General features: G+C 63.7%; 25 protein-coding genes. 14 read left to right on the top strand and 11 right to left on the bottom strand.

Translation table 11 applies throughout. The annotated features are described in order from the left end of the window. Positions 1–5: 5 nt before the first annotated feature. Positions 6–905, bottom strand: coding sequence for a phosphoserine phosphatase SerB (gene serB, locus J2Z17_RS24540; RefSeq protein ID WP_209949376.1), 900 nt, complete (start codon positions 903–905; stop codon positions 6–8). Here serB and miaA point away from each other — a divergent pair. Beyond that, complete coding sequence (gene miaA / locus J2Z17_RS24535; protein ID WP_209949374.1) at positions 904–1,842, top strand: tRNA (adenosine(37)-N6)-dimethylallyltransferase MiaA; 939 nt, start codon at positions 904–906, stop codon at positions 1,840–1,842. The two genes, serB and miaA, sit on opposite strands and share 2 nt — an antisense overlap. Here the strand turns inward: miaA and J2Z17_RS24530 are convergent. Then, positions 1,827–3,887, bottom strand: a complete 2,061-nt coding sequence (locus J2Z17_RS24530) for an ATP-binding protein (RefSeq protein WP_209949372.1) — start codon at positions 3,885–3,887, stop codon at positions 1,827–1,829. The two genes, miaA and J2Z17_RS24530, sit on opposite strands and share 16 nt — an antisense overlap. A gap of 327 nt (positions 3,888–4,214) precedes the next feature. Between J2Z17_RS24530 and J2Z17_RS24525 the strand changes: the two genes are divergently transcribed. From J2Z17_RS24525 to J2Z17_RS24515, 3 genes are all read left to right on the top strand, one after another. Beyond that, positions 4,215–5,993, top strand: a complete 1,779-nt coding sequence (locus J2Z17_RS24525) for an acetolactate synthase 3 large subunit (RefSeq protein ID WP_209949370.1) — start codon at positions 4,215–4,217, stop codon at positions 5,991–5,993. Positions 5,994–6,014: 21 nt separating this feature from the next. After that, positions 6,015–6,587 (top strand): acetolactate synthase small subunit, encoded by a 573-nt coding sequence (gene ilvN, locus J2Z17_RS24520; RefSeq protein ID WP_209949368.1) that lies wholly within the window; start codon positions 6,015–6,017, stop codon positions 6,585–6,587. 178 nt (positions 6,588–6,765) lie between these two features. Further along, positions 6,766–7,050: a hypothetical protein gene (locus tag J2Z17_RS24515; protein ID WP_209949366.1), complete on the top strand. Its 285-nt coding sequence runs from the start codon at positions 6,766–6,768 to the stop codon at positions 7,048–7,050. Between the two features lie 106 nt (positions 7,051–7,156). Here the strand turns inward: J2Z17_RS24515 and J2Z17_RS24510 are convergent, their stop codons facing one another. Beyond that, positions 7,157–8,002: an aldo/keto reductase gene (locus J2Z17_RS24510; protein ID WP_209949364.1), complete on the bottom strand. Its 846-nt coding sequence runs from the start codon at positions 8,000–8,002 to the stop codon at positions 7,157–7,159. Positions 8,003–8,140: 138 nt separating this feature from the next. On the opposite strand from J2Z17_RS24510, the gene J2Z17_RS24505 reads away from it, so the two are divergent. The 5 genes from J2Z17_RS24505 to J2Z17_RS24485 all read left to right on the top strand — a co-directional run bounded on the left by J2Z17_RS24505 (position 8,141) and on the right by J2Z17_RS24485 (position 11,795). Continuing rightward, the gene (locus tag J2Z17_RS24505) at positions 8,141–8,740 is read left to right on the top strand and encodes a LysE family translocator (protein WP_209949362.1); all 600 of its coding nucleotides are present in this window, start codon (positions 8,141–8,143) and stop codon (positions 8,738–8,740) included. Positions 8,741–8,913: 173 nt separating this feature from the next. After that, a complete protein-coding gene (nthA, locus tag J2Z17_RS24500) occupies positions 8,914–9,489 on the top strand; it encodes a nitrile hydratase subunit alpha (RefSeq protein ID WP_209949451.1) in 576 nt (191 codons plus the stop codon). Next, complete coding sequence (nthB, locus tag J2Z17_RS24495; RefSeq protein ID WP_209949360.1) at positions 9,486–10,145, top strand: nitrile hydratase subunit beta; 660 nt, start codon at positions 9,486–9,488, stop codon at positions 10,143–10,145. The genes nthA and nthB overlap by 4 nt, the downstream gene beginning before the upstream one ends. Then, positions 10,132–10,533 carry a nitrile hydratase accessory protein gene (locus J2Z17_RS24490; protein ID WP_209949359.1) on the top strand — a complete coding sequence of 134 codons (402 nt, stop codon included), beginning with the start codon at positions 10,132–10,134 and terminating at the stop codon, positions 10,531–10,533. Before nthB ends, J2Z17_RS24490 begins: the two co-directional genes overlap by 14 nt. A 113-nt stretch (positions 10,534–10,646) precedes the next feature. After that, complete coding sequence (locus J2Z17_RS24485) at positions 10,647–11,795, top strand: phosphatase PAP2 family protein (protein ID WP_209949356.1); 1,149 nt, start codon at positions 10,647–10,649, stop codon at positions 11,793–11,795. Here J2Z17_RS24485 and J2Z17_RS24480 read toward each other — a convergent pair. From J2Z17_RS24480 to J2Z17_RS24470, 3 genes are read right to left on the bottom strand one after another with little or no spacing between them, the layout of a single operon-like run. After that, complete coding sequence (locus J2Z17_RS24480) at positions 11,707–12,372, bottom strand: glutathione S-transferase family protein (RefSeq protein WP_209949354.1); 666 nt, start codon at positions 12,370–12,372, stop codon at positions 11,707–11,709. The genes J2Z17_RS24485 and J2Z17_RS24480 overlap by 89 nt on opposite strands. A gap of 31 nt (positions 12,373–12,403) precedes the next feature. Continuing rightward, positions 12,404–12,865, bottom strand: coding sequence for an SRPBCC family protein (locus J2Z17_RS24475; RefSeq protein WP_209949351.1), 462 nt, complete (start codon positions 12,863–12,865; stop codon positions 12,404–12,406). Beyond that, positions 12,862–13,209 carry an ArsR/SmtB family transcription factor gene (locus J2Z17_RS24470; RefSeq protein WP_209949349.1) on the bottom strand — a complete coding sequence of 116 codons (348 nt, stop codon included), beginning with the start codon at positions 13,207–13,209 and terminating at the stop codon, positions 12,862–12,864. The genes J2Z17_RS24475 and J2Z17_RS24470 overlap by 4 nt, the downstream gene beginning before the upstream one ends. Positions 13,210–13,358: 149 nt before the next feature. On the opposite strand from J2Z17_RS24470, the gene J2Z17_RS24465 reads away from it, so the two are divergent. Then, positions 13,359–14,489 carry an ATP-dependent DNA helicase gene (locus tag J2Z17_RS24465; protein WP_209949348.1) on the top strand — a complete coding sequence of 377 codons (1,131 nt, stop codon included), beginning with the start codon at positions 13,359–13,361 and terminating at the stop codon, positions 14,487–14,489. A gap of 48 nt (positions 14,490–14,537) precedes the next feature. Here the strand turns inward: J2Z17_RS24465 and J2Z17_RS24460 are convergent, their stop codons facing one another. Then, positions 14,538–15,056 carry a DUF4405 domain-containing protein gene (locus tag J2Z17_RS24460; protein WP_209949347.1) on the bottom strand — a complete coding sequence of 173 codons (519 nt, stop codon included), beginning with the start codon at positions 15,054–15,056 and terminating at the stop codon, positions 14,538–14,540. Between the two features lie 123 nt (positions 15,057–15,179). Continuing rightward, positions 15,180–15,923 (bottom strand): MerR family transcriptional regulator, encoded by a 744-nt coding sequence (locus tag J2Z17_RS24455; protein WP_245224335.1) that lies wholly within the window; start codon positions 15,921–15,923, stop codon positions 15,180–15,182. A gap of 409 nt (positions 15,924–16,332) precedes the next feature. On the opposite strand from J2Z17_RS24455, the gene J2Z17_RS24450 reads away from it, so the two are divergent. Continuing rightward, the gene (locus J2Z17_RS24450) at positions 16,333–17,085 is read left to right on the top strand and encodes a pyridoxine 5'-phosphate synthase (protein WP_209949346.1); all 753 of its coding nucleotides are present in this window, start codon (positions 16,333–16,335) and stop codon (positions 17,083–17,085) included. Positions 17,086–17,178: 93 nt separating this feature from the next. On the opposite strand, the gene J2Z17_RS24445 is transcribed toward J2Z17_RS24450, so the two are convergent. Continuing rightward, the gene (locus tag J2Z17_RS24445; RefSeq protein ID WP_209949345.1) at positions 17,179–18,057 is read right to left on the bottom strand and encodes an SDR family oxidoreductase; all 879 of its coding nucleotides are present in this window, start codon (positions 18,055–18,057) and stop codon (positions 17,179–17,181) included. 145 nt (positions 18,058–18,202) lie between these two features. Between J2Z17_RS24445 and J2Z17_RS24440 the strand changes: the two genes are divergently transcribed. After that, positions 18,203–18,601, top strand: coding sequence for a winged helix-turn-helix transcriptional regulator (locus J2Z17_RS24440; RefSeq protein WP_209949344.1), 399 nt, complete (start codon positions 18,203–18,205; stop codon positions 18,599–18,601). A 9-nt stretch (positions 18,602–18,610) separates the two neighbouring features. Here the strand turns inward: J2Z17_RS24440 and J2Z17_RS24435 are convergent, their stop codons facing one another. Both J2Z17_RS24435 and J2Z17_RS24430 read right to left on the bottom strand, forming a co-directional pair. Then, positions 18,611–19,528, bottom strand: coding sequence for a bifunctional helix-turn-helix transcriptional regulator/GNAT family N-acetyltransferase (locus J2Z17_RS24435; RefSeq protein ID WP_209949447.1), 918 nt, complete (start codon positions 19,526–19,528; stop codon positions 18,611–18,613). A 70-nt stretch (positions 19,529–19,598) separates the two neighbouring features. Continuing rightward, the gene (locus J2Z17_RS24430) at positions 19,599–20,327 is read right to left on the bottom strand and encodes an aspartate/glutamate racemase family protein (protein WP_209949343.1); all 729 of its coding nucleotides are present in this window, start codon (positions 20,325–20,327) and stop codon (positions 19,599–19,601) included. Here J2Z17_RS24430 and J2Z17_RS24425 point away from each other — a divergent pair. Continuing rightward, complete coding sequence (locus J2Z17_RS24425) at positions 20,326–20,502, top strand: hypothetical protein (RefSeq protein ID WP_209949342.1); 177 nt, start codon at positions 20,326–20,328, stop codon at positions 20,500–20,502. The two genes, J2Z17_RS24430 and J2Z17_RS24425, sit on opposite strands and share 2 nt — an antisense overlap. After that, entirely contained in the window at positions 20,492–20,956 is a 465-nt protein-coding gene (locus tag J2Z17_RS24420; RefSeq protein ID WP_209949341.1) for an Lrp/AsnC family transcriptional regulator, read from the top strand. Before J2Z17_RS24425 ends, J2Z17_RS24420 begins: the two co-directional genes overlap by 11 nt. Positions 20,957–21,129: the final 173 nt, after the last annotated feature.

The following is a 21,129-nucleotide window of genomic DNA, read 5'->3' as shown; positions in this document are numbered from 1 at the left end:
ATGCCTTACGCTGCCGCAGGGGTGACGAAGTCCGACTTGCGATAGCCCTGCAGGTAGAGAAGGCCGGTCAGATCCGCATGGTCGAGACGAATCTTCGCCTGGGCGGCGACGGAGGGTTTGGCATGCAGCGCAACCCCCGAGCCGGCAAGCTCGAGCATGCCGAGATCGTTGGCGCCATCACCGACGGCAATCACCTCGGCGGGGCTGATGCCGAGGCGCGCTGTAATCTCCAGCAGGGCATCGACCTTGGCCTGCTTTCCGAGAATCGGTTCGGCCACCTCGCCGGCAAGCAGCCCGCCGTCTTCGATCAGCAGATTGGCCCGGTTCTCGTGGAAGCCCAGCCGCTCCGCAATGCGCGCGGTGAAGACGGTAAAGCCGCCGGAGACGAGGGCCGTGTAATGGCCCTTCGCGCGCATCGTGGCGATCAGTTCCGGGCCGCCGGGTGTCAGGGTGATCCGCCCGGCGATGACGTCGTCGACGACCGTGACCGGCAGGCCCTTCAGCAGGCCGACGCGTTCGCGCAGTGCCGGTTCGAATTCGATCTCGCCGTTCATCGCGCGGGCCGTGATGGCCGCGACCTTGTCCTTCAACCCGACCTCGGCTGCGAGTTCGTCGATGCATTCCTGGCCGATCATGGTCGAATCCATGTCGGCGATGAGGAACTGCTTGCGGCGCGTTTCGGCCTGCTGAACCGCGATATCGATGGGCAGGCCACCGAGGATGGCGCGCAAGGTGGCATCCGCCAGGGCGGCGTCGGTGCCGTCCTTCAGCGCCAGATCGCAGGCAATCCCGTCGGCCAACCAGTAGAGACCGGAGGCACCGAGCGCCTCGGCCGCCTTTTCGCCGACAGCCGGGACGAGGACAGGATTTGACGGATTGGCGATAAGCGTGGCAACGAGGGCCATGGCGACGCACCTTGAGACGAGAACAGATGCCGTTCTGATAACCGGCCCGACCGCGAGCGGCAAGTCCGCGCTGGCGCTTGATATCGCCCGGCGCCATGACGGCGTGGTGATCAATGCCGACAGCATGCAGGTTTACGATGTGCTGCGGGTGCTGAGCGCGCGGCCTTCGGCCGACGAGATGGCGGGCGTGCCGCATCATCTCTACGGTCATGTCGATCCGCGCAGGCCTTATTCGACCGGCGACTGGCTGCGCGAGATCGAGGCATTGCTCCAGGGCCTGCGCGCCGATGGCCGGCTGCCGGTGATCGTCGGCGGCACGGGGCTGTATTTCAGGGCGCTGACCGGTGGACTGTCGGCCATGCCGCCGGTGCCGGCGGAGATCCGGACCCACTGGCGCAACCGGCTGGCGCAGGAGGGGCCGGAGGCGCTGCATGCGGTGCTGGCGGCCGAAGACCCCGCCACGGCGGCGCGTCTCGGGATACAGGACGGCCAGCGGATCGTGCGCGCGCTCGAGATGTTTGCCGCAACCGGCCAGGCGATCGGCGCCTTTCATACGGGCACGGGGCCGATGATCGTCGACCCCGACCGGGCACGGAAATATATCGTGCTGCCGGACCGCGCGGTGCTCGCCGAGCGGATCAACCGCCGATTTGCCGGCATGCTCGACGACGGCGCGGTGGAGGAGGTCGAGCGGCTTCTGTCGTTGGATGTCGCGCCTGAAATGCCGGTGATGAAGGCGATCGGCGTGTCGCAGATCGCAGCCATGCTGAAGGGCGAGATGACGCGGCAACAGGTGATCGAGAAGGCGGCAGCCGCCACACGGCAATATGCCAAGCGGCAGATGACCTGGTTTCGCAACCAGATGGACGACACGTGGCACCGCATGGATCCCACAGGGCCGGAGCGTGCCGCAGCCGTCGATCAGTCCTTGTCGTAAAGGCTCGACAGCGGCCGTTTCAGGATGCTTTCCCGCAGCGATGGCCTCGGCGTTTCGCGCTTGGGGGTGTCGGCCATGGCATCGCGCTCGAACCGGGCCGGCTGGATGTCGCGGGACAGGGGCTGGCCGAAGCCTGCCGGTTCCCGTTCGCGGGCCGGTGCATAGGACGACGGTGCTGGGGCTGCCGGTCGTGCCGCGGGTCTTGGGGATGCCGATGCGCCTGTTCCGGGCAACATGTCGGGGCGGTAGGATTCCAGCGCCGGCTCGCTGTTGTTGGCAGCCAGCGGCGGAGCATCGGCAAATTCGCGCAGATCGGCATCATCGGCCATCGATGACGCGCCCTGGAAGCTCTGCTGGAAAGCCGAAATGTCGGGGCCGGACAGCGAGCGCATGCGGTTGACGACCTTGCCGAGATCGACCACGCCGTCGGACGGATCGGCGATGCCGCTGTCGGGATTGACGCCATTGGCCTTGGGCAGCGTGCGGTCGTCGACGCGGGCAAACCGCATGCGCATCGGCACGGCAATCGCCTCGCCGAAGGCAATCGCCTCGCCATTGCCGATCGAGGAGATGAAACTGGTCGTCGAAATCGACGAATCGGGAATGGCCGAGCGGATGATTTCCTGGTCGCGGTCGTTGGCAAGCCGCATGGCAAACACCGTCGAGCACTGCGACAGGATGGTCTGGTCGAGCTCGCCGGGGCGCTGGGTGATGATGCCGAGCGAGACGCCGTATTTACGGCCTTCCTTGGCGATACGGGCAATGGCCTGCCGGGTCGGGAAGAAGCCGAGCGACTGGTCTGCCGGCACGTAGCGGTGGGCTTCTTCGCAGACGACGAGGATGCGCACCGCACCGTTCGACCAGAGCGCGATCTCGAACGCCATGCGGCAGAGCACCGAGGCAACCGAGTTGACCACTTCGGAGGGAATGCCCGCCAGCTGGAAGGTGGCGATCGGCTTGCCGTCGCCGGGAATGCGGAAGATGTGGCTGATGGTCTCCAGGATCGTGTCGTTGATCGTGTTGTTGGAGAACATGAAATGGTAGCGCTGGTCGTTGATCGCCGAGGTGACGCGCATCTTCAGCGACCGCAGATAGGGCTTTTCCTCGCGTCCCTCCAGCTTGCCGATACGCTCGTCGATCAGCGCCAGCAGGTCGGCGATCCGGTAGGGCACCGGCGTGTCGGCGGTGATCGAGGATCGCTGCTCGGACGAGCGGCGCATATAGGCCGATTCCGAACCGCGGAAGGCGCGCTTGGCCTCGGGCAGCAGGTCGCGCAGGATGTCGAGCTCTTCCGGCACGGCCGGGCGGCCGCGGAACAGGACCTCGGCAAATTCCTCGAGCTTCATCAGCCAGAAGGGCAGGTCCAGCGTGTCGGTGTCGATGCAGACGGCGTGTTCCGGGAAGGCGGCGGCGAATTCGTTGTGCGGATCGAGAATCAGCACGCGCAGCTTCGGGTCGCTCTCGATCGCCTTGCGGATCAGCAGCGATACGGCCGTCGACTTGCCGACGCCGGTCGAGCCGACGACCGCGAAGTGCTTGGACAGCATCGAGGGAATGTGGATCGTCGCATCGATCGACTCGTCCTGCGTCAGCTTGCCGATGATCTGCGTGTCGAGCGTGCCGCTGTCGTAGATGCGCAGAAGGTCGGCCGCGCGGATGCGGTGGGCGATGGCGCCGAGATAGGGATAGGCGGAGATGCCGGTGGAGAATTCCTCGCCGCCATGCGGGCCCTTGTGGACTTCGCCGAGCAGTTCGACTTCGACCAGGAAGCAGTTGTCGACGTTCTCGGCCCAGTTCTTGTCTGCGGTCTGCATGGAGTAGACGAGGGCGACGACGCGGTTTTCGCCGACGCTGATCGAGATCAGACGTCCGACCGACCAGAGTTCGGTCAGGTCCGTGCCGCCGTCTTCGGCATAGGCTGCAATCGTGGCGCGGGCGCCGCTGCACGCGACGATACGGCCCAGGAAACGGTTGCCGGGATGATATTCGTCGCGGCGGTCGAGTTCACCGGCCTGTACGGATGAGTGAAGGTCCTGATTGCGCAATATAAAATGTCTCCCTAATGCGGGAGATCATACGCGTGCGGCCTTAACAAGAGGTGTATTAGAGGGTTGGCGGAGGGGCTTCGAAAGAAAATTGCGTCGGAGGCCGCGTTGACTATCCTAGAATTTCTGTCTATCACAACGGTCATGACAAATTCGATGGTTCTTATTGTGGTGGGACGGCGCATGGGCAGGATGGTGTAACCATCCGGCGATAGCCTCCCATGCGCACACCGACAGGCTCCCTCCAGGGGCCTTTTTTTATGGCTTGAACCGGGGCACACACCCCTTCGGACAAAACTTCAAAATACGAATGAGACGGGAAGAGGCATGACGGGTACAGACAACCAGATGACGGGCGCAGAGATCGTCCTGAGGGCGCTGAAGGACAACGGCGTCGAGCATATCTTCGGCTATCCCGGCGGCGCGGTGCTGCCGATCTTCGACGAGATCTTCCAGCAGGACGACGTGCAGCACATTCTGGTGCGCCACGAACAGGGCGCCGGCCATGCGGCCGAGGGCTATGCGCGCTCGACCGGCAAGGTCGGGGTCATGCTGGTGACCTCGGGGCCGGGGGCGACCAATGCGGTGACGCCGCTGCAGGACGCGCTGATGGACAGCATTCCGCTGGTCTGCATCTCCGGCCAGGTGCCGACTTCGCTGATCGGCTCGGATGCCTTCCAGGAATGCGACACGGTCGGGATTACCCGGCCCTGCACCAAGCACAACTGGCTGGTCAAGGACGTCAACGAACTGGCCCGCGTCATCCACGAGGCCTTCCGCATCGCCCAGTCCGGCCGTCCGGGTCCGGTCGTCGTCGATGTACCCAAGGACATCCAGTTTGCCACCGGCACCTATGTTCCGCCGGAAAACCATGCGATCCAGAAGAGCTACCAGCCGAAGCTGCAGGGCGACGCGCAGGCGATTCATGCTGCCATCGAGCTGATGGCCGGCGCCAAGCGGCCGATCATCTATTCCGGCGGCGGCGTGATCAATTCCGGTCCGGAAGCCTCCAAGCTGCTGCGCGAACTGGTGTCGCTCACCAATTTCCCGATCACCTCGACGCTGATGGGCCTGGGCGCCTATCCGGCATCGGGCGACAACTGGCTCGGCATGCTCGGCATGCACGGTTCGTATGAAGCCAATATGGCGATGCATGACTGCGACGTGATGGTCTGTGTCGGGGCGCGCTTCGATGACCGCATCACCGGCCGTCTCGATGCCTTCTCGCCGCATTCCAAGAAGATCCACATCGACATCGATCCTTCGTCGATCAACAAGAATGTGCGTGTCGATATCCCGATCCGCGGCGATGTCGGCCATGTGCTGGAGGACATGGTGCGCCTGTGGCGGGCCCTGCCGAAGAAGCCCGAGGCGGCGCAGACGCAGGAGTGGTGGCAGAGCGTCCAAAAGTGGCGGGCGCGCAAATCCTTCGCCTATACGCCGTCGAAGGACGTCATCATGCCGCAATACGCCATCGAGCGGCTGGCGGCACTGACCAAGGATCGGGATACCTATATCACCACCGAGGTCGGCCAGCACCAGATGTGGGCCGCCCAGTTCTTCGGTTTCGAGGAGCCGAACCGGTGGATGACGTCGGGCGGTCTCGGCACCATGGGCTACGGTTTCCCGGCGGCGATCGGCGTGCAGATCGCCCATCCGGACAGTCTGGTCATCGATATCGCCGGCGACGCGTCGATCCAGATGTGCATTCAGGAAATGTCCTGCGCGGTCCAGTACAATGCCGCCGTCAAGATCTTCATCCTGAACAACCAGTATATGGGCATGGTGCGTCAGTGGCAGCAGCTGCTGCACGGCAACCGGCTGTCGCATTCCTACACCGAGGCAATGCCCGACTTCGTCAAGCTGGCGGAGGCCTATGGCGGCGTCGGCCTGCGCTGTGAGAAGCCCGGCGATCTGGACGCCATGATCCTGGAGATGATCAACGTCAACAAGCCGGTGATCTTCGATTGCCGCGTGGCCAATCTGGCCAATTGCTTCCCGATGATCCCCTCGGGCAAGGCGCATAACGAAATGCTGTTGCCGGACGAGGCGAGCGACGAGGCGGTGGCGAATGCGATCGACGCCAAGGGCCGTCAGCTGGTCTGATCAGGGAAGGAAGCAAGAGACATGAACGCACATCAACAGCCTACCGGGTCGGCCTATTTCATCGCCAAGGAAATGGCCGCGCCCGAAAACCACACGCTTTCGGTCCTGGTCGACAACGAGCCGGGCGTGCTGGCCCGGGTCATCGGTCTGTTTTCCGGCCGGGGCTACAATATCGAAAGCCTGACCGTGTCGGAGACGGAGCACGAGGCGCATCTGTCGCGGATCACCATCGTGACGCGCGGCACGCCCTCCGTGCTGGAGCAGATCAAGGCGCAGCTCGAGCGCATCGTGCCGGTGCACCGGGTCGTCGACCTGACGGTGCGGGCGCGCGATCTCGGCCAGGAGCGGCCGATCGAGCGGGAAGTGGCCCTGGTCAAGGTGAGCGGCGACGGGGAGGCGAGGGCCGAGGCGCTGAGGCTTGCCGATGCCTTCCAGGCCAAGGTGGTCGACGCCACCACCAGCCACTTCATCTTCGAGATCACCGGAAAGTCATCGAAGATCGACCAGTTCGTCTCGGTGATGAAGCCGCTCGGCCTGAACGAGGTCTGCCGCACCGGCATCGCAGCGATGAACCGCGGCCCGCAGGGCATGTAGGGCAAGGCTCTCGCTGAACCCCGGAAAATCGTCGCCCGGTGCCGCAAGGCACCGGGCGTTTTCGTCAGTAGAACAGGGTTAATGCATGGTGAACACGGTGTTGTGTTCTGGTGCAGCGCAAGTCGAACAGAACAAATCTGGCGGTGGTGCGTTGTAGTCCCAGCAAAAGGATACGACCATGAACAAGCCGATCATTCTTTCCGCACTGACATCGTTCTTTGTAGTTGCTGCCATACTCTTCATGGCGGAAGGTTCGAACGAGGCGCGGGCCAGCCTGCCGCCCGCACCGGACCTGACGGTCGTCAAGGGTGGACGCGTCGCCGTCACCGACGCCTATATGTTCAACGACGACCAGGATGACGAGTCGGCGGAGTGGACACTCGACTGCCTCGACCAGTTCGGTCCGAATGGCGGTGCTCCCAATGCCCGTGACTTCAATTCCTGCATGAACCAGCCGGGCTGATCGCAACGATCGGCCCCGCCTGCCGCGCCAGTTTGGCGCAGCATTATCGCGCTTTCTCGCGACCCTTCTCACACATTTCATGTCCTGCGCCGACCCGTGGCCTGCCCTACAGCATGTCGAGCGGCATCTTCGTAATCGGCGGCGGAAACAGGGCGTCCAGCACCCTCCGGTCCGCTTCCGTCAGTTCCAGCTCGGCCGCCGCACGGTTTTCCGCCACGCGCTCGACATTCGCGGTCTTCGGGATCGGCATAACGCCGTCCTGTTTCAGCAGGAACGCAAGGGCGATCTGCGCCGGCGTTGCCTGGTGGGCCTTGGCCATGTCGATCAGGCCGGGATGCTGGAGCAACCGGCCCTGCTCGATCGGAGAATAGGCCATGACGGCGACGTCGTGGTCGCGGCACCATGGCAGGAGGTCGTATTCGATGCCTCTTCGAGACAGGTTGTAGAGCAGCTGATTGACGAGGCATTTGTCGCCATCCGGAACGGTGTACAGCTCTTCCATATCGTCCGTGTCGAAATTGGAGACACCCCAGCCGCCGATCTTGCCGTCCGTGTTCAGCTGCTCGAAGGCGGCGACCGTGTCTGCCAGCAATTCCGGCCCGCGCCAGTGCAGCAGGTAGAGATCCAGCCTGTCGGTGCCCAGTCGCCGGAGGCTCGCCTCGCAGGCCGCGATGGTCCCGCCGAAGCTCGCATTCCACGGGTAGATCTTGCTGACCAGGAAGACGTCGTCCCGCCGGTCCGCAATGGCCTTTGCCACCATCATTTCCGATCGGCCCTCGCCATACATCTCCGCGGTGTCGATGACGGTCATGCCAAGGTCGATGGCGCGCCGCAGGCTTTCGATTTCCTCTCTTTCAGCCTCCTGCCTTTCGCCCATCTGCCATGTGCCCAGGCCCATGGCCGGTATCCGGCGGCCGTTCTTCAACGGGATGGTCGGGAGAGATATGGTCATGGGCGGTGATCCCCTGGGCTGCGGTCTTCCTGTTTGAACCTAGGGTATCCGGGGGAAATTGACACCACGACAATTGACGGTCTGGCATGGGGCATGACGGCTTGCATAATGGGCGCCCCATCGTCGGAGATATGCCTCGTGACAACTGCCACATTCGCTGCCTTGCTGCTCTTTGCCTTCAGCACCTCGATCACCCCGGGACCCAACAACATGATGGTCTTCGCCTCCGGCGTCAATTTCGGCTTTCGCCGGACGGTGCCGCATATGCTGGGCATCGCCATCGGTTTCATGAGCCTGCTGATCGCGGTCGGATTCGGGCTCGGTGCGATGCTGAAGACGATGCCGACGCTCTACCTGGTGCTGAAGATCTGCGGCGCGCTCTACCTGCTCTACATCGCCTACAAGATCGCGACGTCCCGCAGCCTTTCGGCCGGCGAGGCGGGCAGCCATCCCATGGGTTTTCTCGCCGCCGCCGCCTTCCAGTGGGTCAACCCCAAGGCCTGGGTCATGGCGGTCACGGCCATGGCGACCTATGGCGATCCGGTGCCTGGGCGCTACTGGCTGAGCGTGCTGATCATCGGCCTGACCTTCGGCGCCATGACGATTCCGACGGTCTCGACCTGGGCCGGGTTCGGCACCGTGCTGCGCGAATGGCTGTCGGATCCCCGCCGCCTCAAGGCGTTCAATCTCCTGATGGCGACGCTGCTGGTGATCAGCCTCTGGCCGCTTTTGACCTGAGCGGCGCATAGGTCTTGCAAGAGCCGCATGCCGGCTTTCCTTTGCTGGCAGAAGCTCATAGAAATCAGAGAGCAGGACAAGACGAGAGGCGTTGCGTGAGCGAGCAGGACCATCACCATGATCACGGCCATGCCCATGATCACGAGCACCACCACGATAACCGGTATTCCGACATGCAGGCGCGGGTGCGGGCGCTCGAAACCGTGCTCGTCGAGAAGGGTCTGATCGACCCGGCAGCCATCGATGCCATCGTCGAGACCTATGAGACCAAGGTCGGCCCGCGCAACGGAGCAAAGGTGGTGGCCAAGGCCTGGACCGATCCGCGCTTTGCCGAACGGCTGAAGACCGATGCGACGGCGGCGATCGCAAGCCTCGGCTTTACCGGCCGCCAGGGCGAGCATATGCGCGCCGTGTTCAATACGCCGGAGACCCACAATCTCGTCGTCTGCACCCTTTGCTCCTGCTATCCCTGGGCCGTGCTTGGCCTGCCGCCCGTCTGGTACAAGGCGCCTGCCTATCGCTCGCGCGCCGTGATCGATCCTCGCGGGGTACTGGAGGAATTCGGCGTAAGCCTCGATTCGCAGAGCGAGATCCGGGTCTGGGATTCGACTGCGGAACTGCGCTATCTCGTGGTGCCGATGCGCCCGGAGGGGACCGAGGGCATGGACGAGGACATGCTGGCCGATCTCGTCAGCCGCGATTCGATGATCGGCTGCGGGCTCGCAGGCAAGCCAGGGGCGGCGCCATGAACGGGCCGCACGACCTTGGCGGGCAGATGGGCTTCGGCCCGGTCGCGCCGGAACCGGGCGAGCCCTATTTTCACGCCGAATGGGAAAAGCGGGCGCTCGGACTGACGCTTTCCAGTGGTGCCTTCGGGGCCTGGACCATCGACGAAAGCCGGCATGCGCGCGAATGCATTCCTCCGGCCGCCTATCTTTCCGCGAGCTATTACGAGATCTGGATCCGGGCGCTGGAGACGCTGCTGGAGCGGCACGGCTTTGCGACGAAAGCCGAGATTGACGGGGGGACGGCGACGATGGCGCCTGCCACGCCGAAAAAGGTGCTGAAGGCCGATATGGTGGCGGAGGTTCTGGCCAAGGGCGGCCCTTGCGACCGGCCGGTGCAGACCGAGCCGCTGTTTGTCGCGGGCGATGTCGTGCGCACCCGCAATTTCAATCCGCCGACCCATACCCGGCTGCCGCGCTATGCCCGCGGCAAGGTCGGCGTGGTCGAGGCGGTGCAGGGCAGTTTCGTCTTTCCCGACGACAATGCGCATGGCAAGGGCGAGAACCCGCAATGGGTCTACACCGTGGTGTTTCCGGCAACCGAAATCTGGGGCGAGGATGCCGATCCGACGCTCACCGTCTCGATCGATGCCTGGGAGAGCTATCTTGAACCCCTGTGAGACAAGACCGGAACTGGCCGTGTCTCCCGGACTGCCACAATCGCCGGAGGGCGCTCCGGTCTTTGCCGAGCCCTGGCACGCGCAGGCTTTTGCGCTCACCGTGCATCTCTACGAGCGCGGCCTGTTTGCCTGGAGCGAATGGGCCGAGGCCCTGTCTGCCGAGGTCCACCGGCCGGGCCGCGCAGCCGACGGTTCGGACTATTTCGATGCCTGGGTGGAGGCGCTGAGCACGCTGCTGGCGACCAAGGGTATCGCAGACGCCGATGCAATCCTGGCCTTGCAGAAAAGCTGGCAGCGGGCGGCGGAAGCAACCCCGCACGGTGTCGCGATCATGCTTGACAACGATCCGCTTGGGGCCGGGCGGAACGCTCAGAAACCCTTGGAGTAAATCAAGGCTTGAATAATTGACGAATATTTAATTTAGCCTTTTCGCCTTAAGGTGGTATTAGGACTTCTTGGAAAGGTTGTGCCCAATGAGATGATGTATCTTGAGGGGGCGCAATGAACATCGACAGTCTGGTCGGCGACAGGCTAGCGAAGAACGACAGGACGCATAGTCGTGCCATTCTGAGCGCGGTTCGAAATCCTCTGTTTCTGATATTTCTTTCCTACATTTTTGCAGCCGTGTTCTTCTACAAGGACACATTCGTGAATTTTGCGGCGCTGAATCTCCGCTTCTTTCTGTTCACCTTGCCAGTCGGCGGCGTGGCGCTCGGTGCCATCGGCATCGTCCACAAACCCGCTTCTCCGTTGTCGCATGCGAAGATATTGTTTCGTCAATACGGCCTGCGTGCCGTGGCGGCGCTCGGACTGCTCGTTCTCGGCCTGTCGGCATTTTCGACGTTCAAGGTCCACATTCCGGAAACCGTCACCTTTTACGCCGACGGCTATCTCGCCAGCATAGATCGGGCTGTGTTCGGGATGCAGGCTTGGCGTGCAGCCCATTCAATATTTCCGGACGCCTGGGCCGGCTTCATGGATGTTGTGTATTCGCGGATCTGGTTCGTTGTCGTCATTGGCAGCTTCGCTGCGATGGCGTTTGCATCCGAGGGGACCAGGTTCGTGCGTTACCTGGCCGCAATGGTTTTCGTCTATGCGGGACTCGGCTCCGTGGGCGCGCTTGCAGGATCGAGCGTTGGACCGATCTTCTACGATGCGATCTATGGTGGCGAGCGGTTCGAAGGCTTGACCCGGGCGCTCACCGCCAATCCTGATATCGTATTTGTCAAGGAATACGCCGAACTCCTGCTCGGTGCCTATGAACATGGTGCGCTGCGCTTTGCCACCGGTATCTCGGCCATGCCGAGCATTCACGTGGCCATGGCGGTCTTGATTGCCTGGTTGCTCACCAGTTTCGGACGTCGCTGGGCGGTGCTCGGCTGGGCCTATGCTGCCTTCATCCTCTTCGGGTCGGTGTATACCGGTTGGCACTACGCCTGCGATGGCGTGGTATCTCTGGTGTCCGTCAGCCTGTTCTGGCTCTGGGTCAGTCGCTATCTCGGCCTGCCACTGGCAAGGCCGAGGCGGTCGAGGACGTCGACATGCAGGCGGTTGGGGCCATTTAGATCCGTGGCTTGGGGTCTAGCGGGAAATAGCCGAAATAGGGCTCGGCCTCGCGCAGCGTGCGTGCGACGGAGGGGCGGGCCTTGAGGCGGTCGAGATAGGCCGTCAGCCGCGGATGGCCGTCGCCGAGCGGGACGATCGTGTCCGACCAGAAGAGGGCCGGCACGGCGGCGCAGTCGGCGAGCGTGAAGCCCTGCGACACCATGAAGCCATCCTCCGGCACCCGCGTCTCGATGAAGTCATAGGCAGCCGCGATGTCGGACCGGGCCTGCGCGACCCCGAAAGCGTCCTGCTGCCCGGCCGGCCGGAGAGCGTCGGCGACGATCCGCTGCATGGGCGCCTGCAGCATGTTGTCAAACAGCCGGTCCCACATGCGTGCCTGCCATGCGAGATCCGGATCGGTCGGCGTCATGGGCCGCGGGCCTTTACCGAAGCTGTCGAGATAGTCGATCACCGTCGTCGATTCCGCGATGGTCCGGCCATGCACGTGATCGACGAGCACCGGGAATTTCAGCGGCGGCCAGATCCGGGCGAAGGCATCACGCGACGCGGCATCGCCGAGATTGACCTCGACGCGGTCGAAGGCGAGCTCCGTGTCGTAGAGCGCGATCAGCGGCTTCCAGCAGAAGGAGGCGAGCGGATGGTAATGCAGCGTCAATGTCATCGAACGGCCTCGCGGGGCTGGAGGGGAAGGCTCAGTGATCGCCCAGATAGGCGGTGAGATTGTCGATCAGGGCTTCGGTGCCGCGCCTGCGGCTGCCATCGTCGGCGACACCGTCGAGGAAGACCGCCTGCTCGGTGAAGACGAGCCGTGTGCCGCTGCCCTCCGGCTGGAACTCGACGGTCGCGAGCGACACCGAAATGCGGGTTTCGTTGAGGTGCATGTCATAGGCGTAGATGATCCGCTCGCCGGGCAGGATCTCGCGGTAGACGGCGTCGAAATGGTGCACGATGCCGTCGCCGAAATCGGTCGATAGCTGCTCTCGGCCCCCGACGCGGAAATCGAAGCTGCGTTTCAGCGTCTGGCGCGGTGGCGGGGCGGCAAACCAGGCAGACTTCTTGTCTTCCGTCGCCCAGGCGGCAAAGACGCGCGCCTGAGACTGGCGATAGCTGCGGGTCACGGTGAATGTGGCGTGGCTGGCATTGCGCATGGTCATTCCCGTGGTTCTCCCGTCCGGTCTTCTTCATCGAGCATGGCGGCAAGCCGGTCGAAGCGGTTCACCCAGCCAAGGCGGCGCGCATTGAGCCAGGCTTCCGCCTGCGACAGGGCCTCCGGTCTCAGGCTGCAGGTGCGTATCCGGCCCTGTTTCTGGCTGGCAACCAGACCGGCTTTCTCCAGCACCGACAGATGCTGCATGACGGCCGGCAGCGACATGGCAAGCGGTTCTGCCAGCGCTTTCACCGATGCCGGCCCCTTTGCCAGCCGGTCCACCATGGCCCGTCGGCCGGGGTCGGCGAGCGCATGGAATAGCTGGTCGAGCGGTGTGTTATAGTTAGGCATGTGGTTAACTATCATTCCGGCCAGGCCGAAAGTCAAGTTGTTGCTTAACTGTGTAGTCGATCAAAGGAACCGTGATTTGGCAGGGGATCCGATCCCCTTTCGTTCTTTTTCGGTTGCAGCGGGTGGCAGAATCCTGCCAAGTCGCGGGCATGGAATTCGCACCGCAGCAAGACGAGGCCCTGAAGGCTGTTGCCAAATGGCTGAAGGACGGCAAGCAGCCGGTCTTTCGCCTGTTCGGCTATGCCGGGACGGGCAAGACGACGCTTGCCAAGCATTTCGCCGAGCATGTCGACGGCGAGGTGCTGTTTGCCGCCTTTACCGGCAAGGCGGCGCAGGTGCTGCGCTCGCGCGGCGCCTCGAATGCCAAGACCATCCATTCGCTGATCTATCGCCCGCGCGGCGAGGAGCATGTCGAGGACGAGGAGACGGGCAAGACCTCCGTGTCGCCGATGTTTGCGATCAACCGGCAGAGCCCGCTTGCCAAGGCGGCGCTGATCGTCATCGACGAATGCTCGATGGTCGACGAGGCCCTCGGCCGCGATTTGATGAGTTTCGGCACGCCGATCCTGGTGCTCGGCGATCCCGGCCAGTTGCCGCCGGTGTCGGGCGGCGGTTTCTTTACCGAGCAGGAGCCGGACTATCTGCTGACCGATATCCATCGCCAGGCGCGTGACAATCCGATCATCCATCTCGCCATGCAGGTGCGCGAAGGCAAGGAGATCATGCGCGGCGACTACGGCACCGCCAAGGTGATTTCGAAGAGCGAGGTGACGCAGGATCTGGTGCTCGACGCCGACCAGGTGCTGGTCGGCACCAACCGCACGCGGCGGCGCTACAACAAGCGGCTGCGCGAGTTGAAGGGCTTCGTTCAGGACTACCCGCAGGCCGGCGACAAGCTGGTCTGCCTCAGGAACGACCAGCTGAAGGGGCTGCTCAACGGATCGCTCTGGACGGTGATGAGTTCGTCGCGCGAGACGGTGAAGCCGGGGATCAACCTGTTGATCAAGCCGGAGGACGAAGACGAGTCCGATCGCGGTGCGGCCAAGATCAAGCTGCTGAAGGCCGCCTTCGAGGATATCGAAACCGAGATCCCGTGGAATACCCGCAAGCGCTACGATGAATTCGATTTCGGCTACGCCCTGACGGTACACAAGGCGCAGGGTTCGCAGTGGAACAATGTCGTGCTGTTCGACGAAAGCTATGCGTTTCGCGACAGCCGCGAGCGCTGGCTCTATACGGCCGTGACACGCGCCGCCGAAACCCTGACCATCGTGCGATAGGCCAAGCCAAGGTGCCGTGGTCCGGGGAGGGACCTCCCCGGCGCAAGGTCAGCGCGTCTTGCCCATGCCGGCGATAACGCTCATCAGGTCGTTGGATGGCTTGCCGGAGTCTGCGGCGATCTCTGCCAGCTTCTTGTCCGAGGCGGCTGCGGTGAAGCCGGCTGCCTTCAGGCCGGTGATCACCTCGTCTTCCGTCTTGTCGATGATCGGCGCCAGCTGGGCCGGGGTCGCAGCGGTGACGATGCCGGCCATGGCAAAGGCCGGATTGCCGCCGCGGCCGCCGGTCGTGGTGCCGGTGAGCGACGGCCAGGCAAAGGCGACCGCCGCAACGATCGAGACGGCGAGGGCGGCTGCCATCGGAAGACGCTTGAAATAGTTGCAGAACGGGCGCCAGTTCCGCCAGATATGCAGCACGAAGGGCAGGATCAGCACCATGCTCAGCCATTCATGCATGCCGTGGAAGGCGGCGTTGCCGACATGGAAGAACAGGAATATTCCGGAGATCAGGGAGACGAGAAAAAGGCCGGTGATGAACGGCGTGGCGTAGCGGCTGAACAATTGTGACATGGGTTTCCGTCGGTTGGTTCGGTTCGTGCCTATGCTAGCCTGCACACCGACGACCCGTCTCCTTAAAAATTAGCCATATATGATGTTTGTCAAATCGGCGGGCGGGCTGGCCGTGGCCCGGCCTCAGCTGTTCCAGATCTGCCGCCGGCGGGCCGCATCCTGCGCCCGGCCATCCGTGCCGCCCTCATGGGTGCTGACATAGCCCAGCAACACGGCCTTTGCCACGGCCTGGAACCGGTTATGGGCCTTGAACTTGCGGATCAGCGTGCGCTCGAGCGTTTCGACATCCGGTTTTGTCAATTCCAGCACATGGGCGAGGCGCACCGTCGTATAGCCTTCGGCCATCAGCTCCAGGCAATGGCGTTCCTGCCGCGACAGGTCGATTGCGGGGGGAGGCGCCTGGGGGGCGGGCGGTATGTCAAGGTCGAGAAGCGATTCGATCTGTTCGGCCTGCCGCTGGAGGGTGGTGAGGCTGACGACCAGCCCGTCCAAATGGCGGCGCAAGGCCAGCTGGAAGATCGCATTGGCCTGCGCATAGCTGCCCGCGCTCAGCAATTCGTCGAACAGGTCCTGGATGGCGGCGACCGGCATGCCGACATCGCGGCAAAGGCTGATCAGGGCCATTCGGGCCACATCGCCGTCGCTGTAGACGCGGCGCGCACCGTCTCGCCCGCAGGTCAGCAGACCCTTCTGCTCGTAGAAATGCAATGTCCGATGGGTGACGCCGAAAAGCTCGGCCATTTCGGCGATGGCGATCGGCGCCGCCGGCGTTTGCGACGGCAGGGCGATCTGCGGCAGGTATTGCAGGGCGCAGAAAAGCGGCGCATGCGCGCCATTCATCCCGGTAGGCGTACCCTCTCCAACCATATTCCCGCCTCCTTGACGCAGATCCAGGATGGGCGAACCACGCTACGCCCACGCCGGACTGCCGTCCTTCGCGTGCGGTTCGTCTCTTTGTGTTGCTGTGTGCCGCTTCCCCCCGGCATGCGACGTCTATCGAAAAAATTTTAGGCGTGTCCGACAGAGCTTGTAAACTGCGAATATGGCCGAATGCCCCATGCTGCAAAGGATTTTGCATGAAAAGCGCCATAGTGTCTCACCGCTACCACATGCGTGCGGAGGAGGGCCGGATTCGCGCCCGCAGGGGCGGGCGGCGCTGCCCGGTCCGGCCCGCACCGATCACGCCGGCCGATGGCACCGATGACGCAAAGGCGCTGGTGCGAATTGGCCATTTGTCCTAAAGGGAAGAATGTCCTCTACCTGAAATGGGAATGCCATGCCCGCCAAGCTTTCCGTCAATCTCAACGCCATCGCCATGCTCCGCAACCGGCGCGATCTTCCCTGGCCGGATGTGGCGGGGATCGGGCGGATCGCGCTCGAGGCCGGCGCTTCCGGACTGACGGTCCATCCGCGGCCCGATCAGCGGCATATCCGCTTTTCCGACCTGCCATTGCTGCGGGCCCTGATCGATGACGAATTCCCCAAGGCCGAATTCAATATCGAGGGTTACCCGACGGAGGATTTTCTGGCGCTCTGCGAGAAGACCGAGCCGGAACAGGTGACGCTGGTGCCCGACGATCCGTCGCAGGCCACCTCGGACCATGGCTGGGACTTTGCCCGGCACGAGGCCTTTCTGACGACGGTGGTGGCCCGGCTGAAGAACAGGGGCATGCGCGTCTCGCTGTTTGCCGATGGCGACGGCAAGGCCGAGCCGGTCGCGATCGCCCGGCGGATCGGCGCCGACCGGATCGAGCTTTATACCGGTCCCTATGGCGGCTGCTATGACGACGGCGACCGGGCCGATGCCGAGATCGAACGGCTCGGTGACACGGCGGATGCCGCCGCCGCCGCCGGCCTCGCCGTCAATGCCGGTCATGACCTCACGGTTGCCAACCTGCCGCCGCTGGTGTCGCGTATACCGACGCTTGCCGAAGTCTCGATCGGCCATGGCCTGACCGCCGATGCGCTGGTGCACGGCATGGCCGATAGCGTGAGACGCTTCCGGCGGGCCTGCGGCCAGGACATGTGAACGACCAAACAGTCGCGGGGATAGACATTTGCGACGGTGAGGACCGCGGCCGGACATGCCGGTCGCAGTGTCGTGGCTTTCCGGCGGCAGAGGTCAGGCGAGCGCCGACCGATTGTCGCTGAGGAAGCTTTCGATATCCGTCGGCGGCTTGCCGCTCAACGATTCGACGTCGCCGGTGATAATGTCGAACCCGCCGGCGCGGGTGTTCTGCTCGAACGACATCAGCATGGGGATGATCGCTTCCGGGACACCGGCCTGCTGCATGCCGCCTGCCAGTTGCGTGTCGTCGAGCTGCACGACCTTGACCGGCTTGCCGACGACCTTCGCGGCGGCGGCGGCGACGTCGTCGACGGACAGAGCCCTGGCGCCGGTCAGGGTGTAGATCACGCTTTCGGCTGGCGGATGGGCAAGGCCGCCGGCGATCGCCAAGGCCTGGTCGGCGCGCGAGACATAGCCGTTCCGCCCATCGGCGCTTGCGGTGTACCAGACGCCGTCCTTCAGCACCTGCGGCAGGGTCATCAAAAGGTTTTCCATGTACCAGCCATTGCGGAAGATCGTGTAGGCAAGGCCGCTGTCTTCAATGGCCTGCTCCGTGCCCAGATGGTCGGGCGCAAAGATCACCTGGCTGTCCTTCGGCTTCGGCATGGAGGTGTAGAAGATGCGGCCAATGCCGGCCGTCTTTGCCGCGGCGATGGCCGTGCGGTGCTGGGTCAGGCGGCGGCCGGGTTCGCCGATGCTGTCGGTGGAGATCACCAGCAGACGGTCCACCCCGGCAAATGCCGCCTGAAGCCCGGTCTCGTCGTCGAAATCCACCTTGCGGGTTTCGATCCCTCTGCCGGCAAAATCGCCGAGCCTCGCAGGGTCGCGGCTGCCGGCGATGATGTCGGTGGCCGGTGTACCGTTTGCCAGCAGGGCGTCGATGACGAGGGAGCCGAGTTTACCGGCAGCGCCGGTGACGAGAATCTTGGGCATGAGGCGTTCCTTTGGGGATCTGGAGGTCCCTGTCGCGGGTCAGAGTTAGTGGTCTCAATATGAGACTTGCTCTTATTTAGAGATTGACGCGATGCTGTAAAGGAGGCAGTTTTGCGGGACAAGGTTACGTGAAGGGAACCGGCTGATGACCGCCGCGCAGAATTTCTCCAGCAAGATGCAGTGCTATCTGGCCGACAATCCGTTCGAGCAATGTCCGGTGCGCACTGTGATCGACCAGATCGGCGGAAAGTGGTCGACGCTGCTGCTGCAGGCGCTGCATGACCAGCCCTACCGGTTCAATGAGCTGAAACGGCTGGTGCCGGATATCTCGCAGCGAATGCTGACCCAGACGCTGCGCGACCTGCAGCGCGACGGCTATGTGGCGCGCGCCGTATTTCCGACCAAGCCGCCGAGCGTCGAATACAGCCTGACGGATCTGGGGCGATCCCTGCATGCGGCGCTGGAAAGCCTGCTCACCTGGGCCAATGACAACCACCTGAAGGTCAAGGCGGCACGTCAGCGTTTCGACGCGGCAAGCGGCTGATCCCTTGTCCTAGAGATCGAGCACCCAGGTCTGGCCCATGCATGGCGGGCCGAACAGGGCGTGGGCCTCCTGCTTGACCAGCCGGAACCCTGCCGTCTGGTAGATGCGAAGGGCAGCCGTCAGCACATCATTGGTCCAGAGCGTCAGGGTGCTGTAGCCCGCCTGCCGCGCGAAGCGAATGCACTCCTCGACCAGACGGCGCCCGAGCTTCTGGCCACGGGCGGCCGGTTCGAGATAGAGCAGGCGCAATCTGGCCTCCGCGCCACCGCCGTCCGCGACCATGACGCAGCCAAGTCGCGCACCGTTTTGCTCGGCAATCCAGCAGTGTTCGCGGGCGGGGTTGAAGCTGGCCAGGAATTGTCCGGCGACTTCGGCGATCAACGCCTCGAATTTCGCGTTCCAGCCATATTCGCGGGCATAGGCGGCCGCCTGTGCCTCGACGAGCCAGCCGATATCGCCCACCCGGTGCGGGCGCAAAAGGATCAGCGGGGCAGGCGAGGCCGGTGCAAGCAATGTCTCTATGTCCCGCATGGCCTGCAGCAGATGCAGGCGCGCGTCGCTGCCGAGATGTTCGATCTCGCCCTCGATCTGCCGGCGGGCGCGGCGGGCAAGGTCCGTGTGGACATGCCGGCCGGCCTCGGTCAGCTGCAGGATCTGGCTGCGCTTGTCGGCCGGGTCCGGCCGGGTTTCGACCAGACCGTCATTGCGGAACTTGCGCAGGATGCGGCTGAGATAGGCGGCATCCACACCGAGTTCGCCGATCAGGGTGGAGGCCGAGAGTTGCGGGCGCGCACCGAGTTCGTAGAGCACCCGCGCTTCCGTCAGGCTGTAGGGCGTTTCCAGATAGTCGCGGGCCAGAACGCCGAGCCTGTTGGTGTAGAACCGGTTGAAGGCCCGTACGGCCTCCAGCATGGCGCGCTCGGGCATGACAGATTCGGCCATCGCAGTGACCTCCGTTGGAGGACTCTGTCCTATGGATAGTTGACGGAGTCAATTATTATCCGACGTCTACCGCCTGTTTTTCCGTTACCGCTTCGGCCGCCATGGAAAAGCGGGCCGCCGCGGCGCAGTGCAGGGCCGTGGAATCAAATCCGGGCAGCGGCAGGTCGTTCGGGTCCAGCAGAAGGCAGATCTCGGTACAGCCGAGGATGACGCAGTCGGCGCCGGCGGCCTTGGCCTTTTCGATGATCGCGAGATAGGCGGCGCGCGAGGATCCGTTCACCCTGCCGGCGCAGAGCTCGTCGAAGATCACATCATGGACGCAAATGCGGTCCTGCTCCTCGGGGACGATGGGGTCGAGCCCGAGGGCCTTCATCCGGTCGGTATAAAAGCCGTGCTCCATGGTGTAGCGGGTGGCGAGCAGCAAGGGGCGCTGCAGGCCGGCCGCCTTGATGGCATGGGCGGTCTCGTCGACGATATGCAGCAGCGGCACGCCGGCGCGGCGTTCCACCGCTTCGGCGACCAGATGCATGGTGTTGGTGCAGATCAGGATGCAGTCGGCACCGGCCCGTACCAGGCCCTCGGCGGCACGGGCCAGCCGGTCGGCGGCGAGATCCCAGCGGCCACTTTTCTGCAGTGCGACGATGTCGGCGAAATTGACGGAATGCAGCACGAGTTCGGCCGAGGCGATGCCGCCGAGGCGATCGCGCACCATCTCGTTGACCATGCGGTAATAGACCGCCGTGCTTTCGAAACTCATGCCGCCGATCAGGCCTATGGTCTTCATGTCGATTCCTTTGCTGCTGTCGGGATGCATGATCGCGCAAAGAGGGCGGGAAATGTTTGCAAAATTTTGGCGGATCCTGCATCTGGACGGCGCGCGCCAGGCGTCCGCCGCTATTCCGGCGCAACAGATCGGCGTCGCTTTCTGTCGGGTAAAAGGAGATTGTCATGCTGGATGATCGCGACCGCATCCTGTTGCAGTTGTTGCAGACGGATGCACAAATGCCGGTTCAGGCGCTGGCCGAGCGGGTATCTCTGTCGCCGTCGGCCTGTTCGCGGCGGGTTCAGCGGCTGGAGGAGGCAGGCTATATCGCAAGGCGCGTCGCCGTGCTCGACCGCGACAAGGTCGGCGTGCCGACCACGGTCTTTGCCCTGGTCAAGACCGCCCACCACCAGGACGAATGGATCGAGCGCTTTCGTCGCGCGATCAGCGATCTCGGCGAGATCGTCGAGGCGCATCGGCTGACGGGCAATTATGATTATCTGCTGAAGATCGTGCTGCCGCGGGTCGAGCATTATGACGTCGTCTACCGACGGCTGGTGAAGCGCGTCGAACTGTTCGACGTTTCGGCCTTCATCTCGATGGAGACGCTGAAAAGCGGGGCGGCGGTGCCGGTGGATTATGCCGAATAGGGCAGGGCCAACCGATAATCACACTCATTATATATAGGGGCTGACAAAGAAAGGCCCCGGCGCATTTGCGCGCCGGGACCCTCCGAGACGCCCCGGGGGGCAGGAAGCTGGGGCGGTGGGGTGTCCTGGAGGCGGTGCCGGCTGTCGCGCGGGAGGTGGGCGGCGGGTGCCGG

The organism is Heterorhizobium halophytocola (genome assembly GCF_017873095.1).
Taxonomy (GTDB): Bacteria; Pseudomonadota; Alphaproteobacteria; order Rhizobiales; family Rhizobiaceae; genus Allorhizobium; species Allorhizobium halophytocola.
Note: the sequence above shows the minus strand (reverse complement) of the source record. Positions and strands in the feature narration are given on the sequence as shown.

Bases quoted from the DNA above. Each gene is read 5' to 3' on its own strand.
- J2Z17_RS24475 (WP_209949351.1), bottom strand. From the start codon at position 12,865: ATGACCATGCGCAATGCCAGCCACGCCACATTCACCGTGACCCGCAGC.
- J2Z17_RS24425 (WP_209949342.1), top strand. From the start codon at position 20,326: ATGTCGATTCCTTTGCTGCTGTCGGGATGCATGATCGCGCAAAGAGGG.
- J2Z17_RS24465 (WP_209949348.1), top strand. From the start codon at position 13,359: ATGGAATTCGCACCGCAGCAAGACGAGGCCCTGAAGGCTGTTGCCAAA.
- J2Z17_RS24460 (WP_209949347.1), bottom strand. From the start codon at position 15,056: ATGTCACAATTGTTCAGCCGCTACGCCACGCCGTTCATCACCGGCCTT.
- J2Z17_RS24485 (WP_209949356.1), top strand. From the start codon at position 10,647: ATGAACATCGACAGTCTGGTCGGCGACAGGCTAGCGAAGAACGACAGG.
- J2Z17_RS24420 (WP_209949341.1), top strand. From the start codon at position 20,492: ATGCTGGATGATCGCGACCGCATCCTGTTGCAGTTGTTGCAGACGGAT.
- J2Z17_RS24480 (WP_209949354.1), bottom strand. From the start codon at position 12,372: ATGACATTGACGCTGCATTACCATCCGCTCGCCTCCTTCTGCTGGAAG.
- J2Z17_RS24445 (WP_209949345.1), bottom strand. From the start codon at position 18,057: ATGCCCAAGATTCTCGTCACCGGCGCTGCCGGTAAACTCGGCTCCCTC.
- J2Z17_RS24470 (WP_209949349.1), bottom strand. From the start codon at position 13,209: ATGCCTAACTATAACACACCGCTCGACCAGCTATTCCATGCGCTCGCC.
- J2Z17_RS24430 (WP_209949343.1), bottom strand. From the start codon at position 20,327: ATGAAGACCATAGGCCTGATCGGCGGCATGAGTTTCGAAAGCACGGCG.
- J2Z17_RS24515 (WP_209949366.1), top strand. From the start codon at position 6,766: ATGAACAAGCCGATCATTCTTTCCGCACTGACATCGTTCTTTGTAGTT.
- serB (WP_209949376.1), bottom strand. From the start codon at position 905: ATGGCCCTCGTTGCCACGCTTATCGCCAATCCGTCAAATCCTGTCCTC.
- J2Z17_RS24525 (WP_209949370.1), top strand. From the start codon at position 4,215: ATGACGGGTACAGACAACCAGATGACGGGCGCAGAGATCGTCCTGAGG.
- miaA (WP_209949374.1), top strand. From the start codon at position 904: ATGGCGACGCACCTTGAGACGAGAACAGATGCCGTTCTGATAACCGGC.
- J2Z17_RS24435 (WP_209949447.1), bottom strand. From the start codon at position 19,528: ATGCCCGAGCGCGCCATGCTGGAGGCCGTACGGGCCTTCAACCGGTTC.
- J2Z17_RS24510 (WP_209949364.1), bottom strand. From the start codon at position 8,002: ATGACCATATCTCTCCCGACCATCCCGTTGAAGAACGGCCGCCGGATA.
- J2Z17_RS24450 (WP_209949346.1), top strand. From the start codon at position 16,333: ATGCCCGCCAAGCTTTCCGTCAATCTCAACGCCATCGCCATGCTCCGC.
- J2Z17_RS24440 (WP_209949344.1), top strand. From the start codon at position 18,203: ATGACCGCCGCGCAGAATTTCTCCAGCAAGATGCAGTGCTATCTGGCC.
- nthA (WP_209949451.1), top strand. From the start codon at position 8,914: ATGCAGGCGCGGGTGCGGGCGCTCGAAACCGTGCTCGTCGAGAAGGGT.
- nthB (WP_209949360.1), top strand. From the start codon at position 9,486: ATGAACGGGCCGCACGACCTTGGCGGGCAGATGGGCTTCGGCCCGGTC.
- J2Z17_RS24455 (WP_245224335.1), bottom strand. From the start codon at position 15,923: ATGGTTGGAGAGGGTACGCCTACCGGGATGAATGGCGCGCATGCGCCG.
- ilvN (WP_209949368.1), top strand. From the start codon at position 6,015: ATGAACGCACATCAACAGCCTACCGGGTCGGCCTATTTCATCGCCAAG.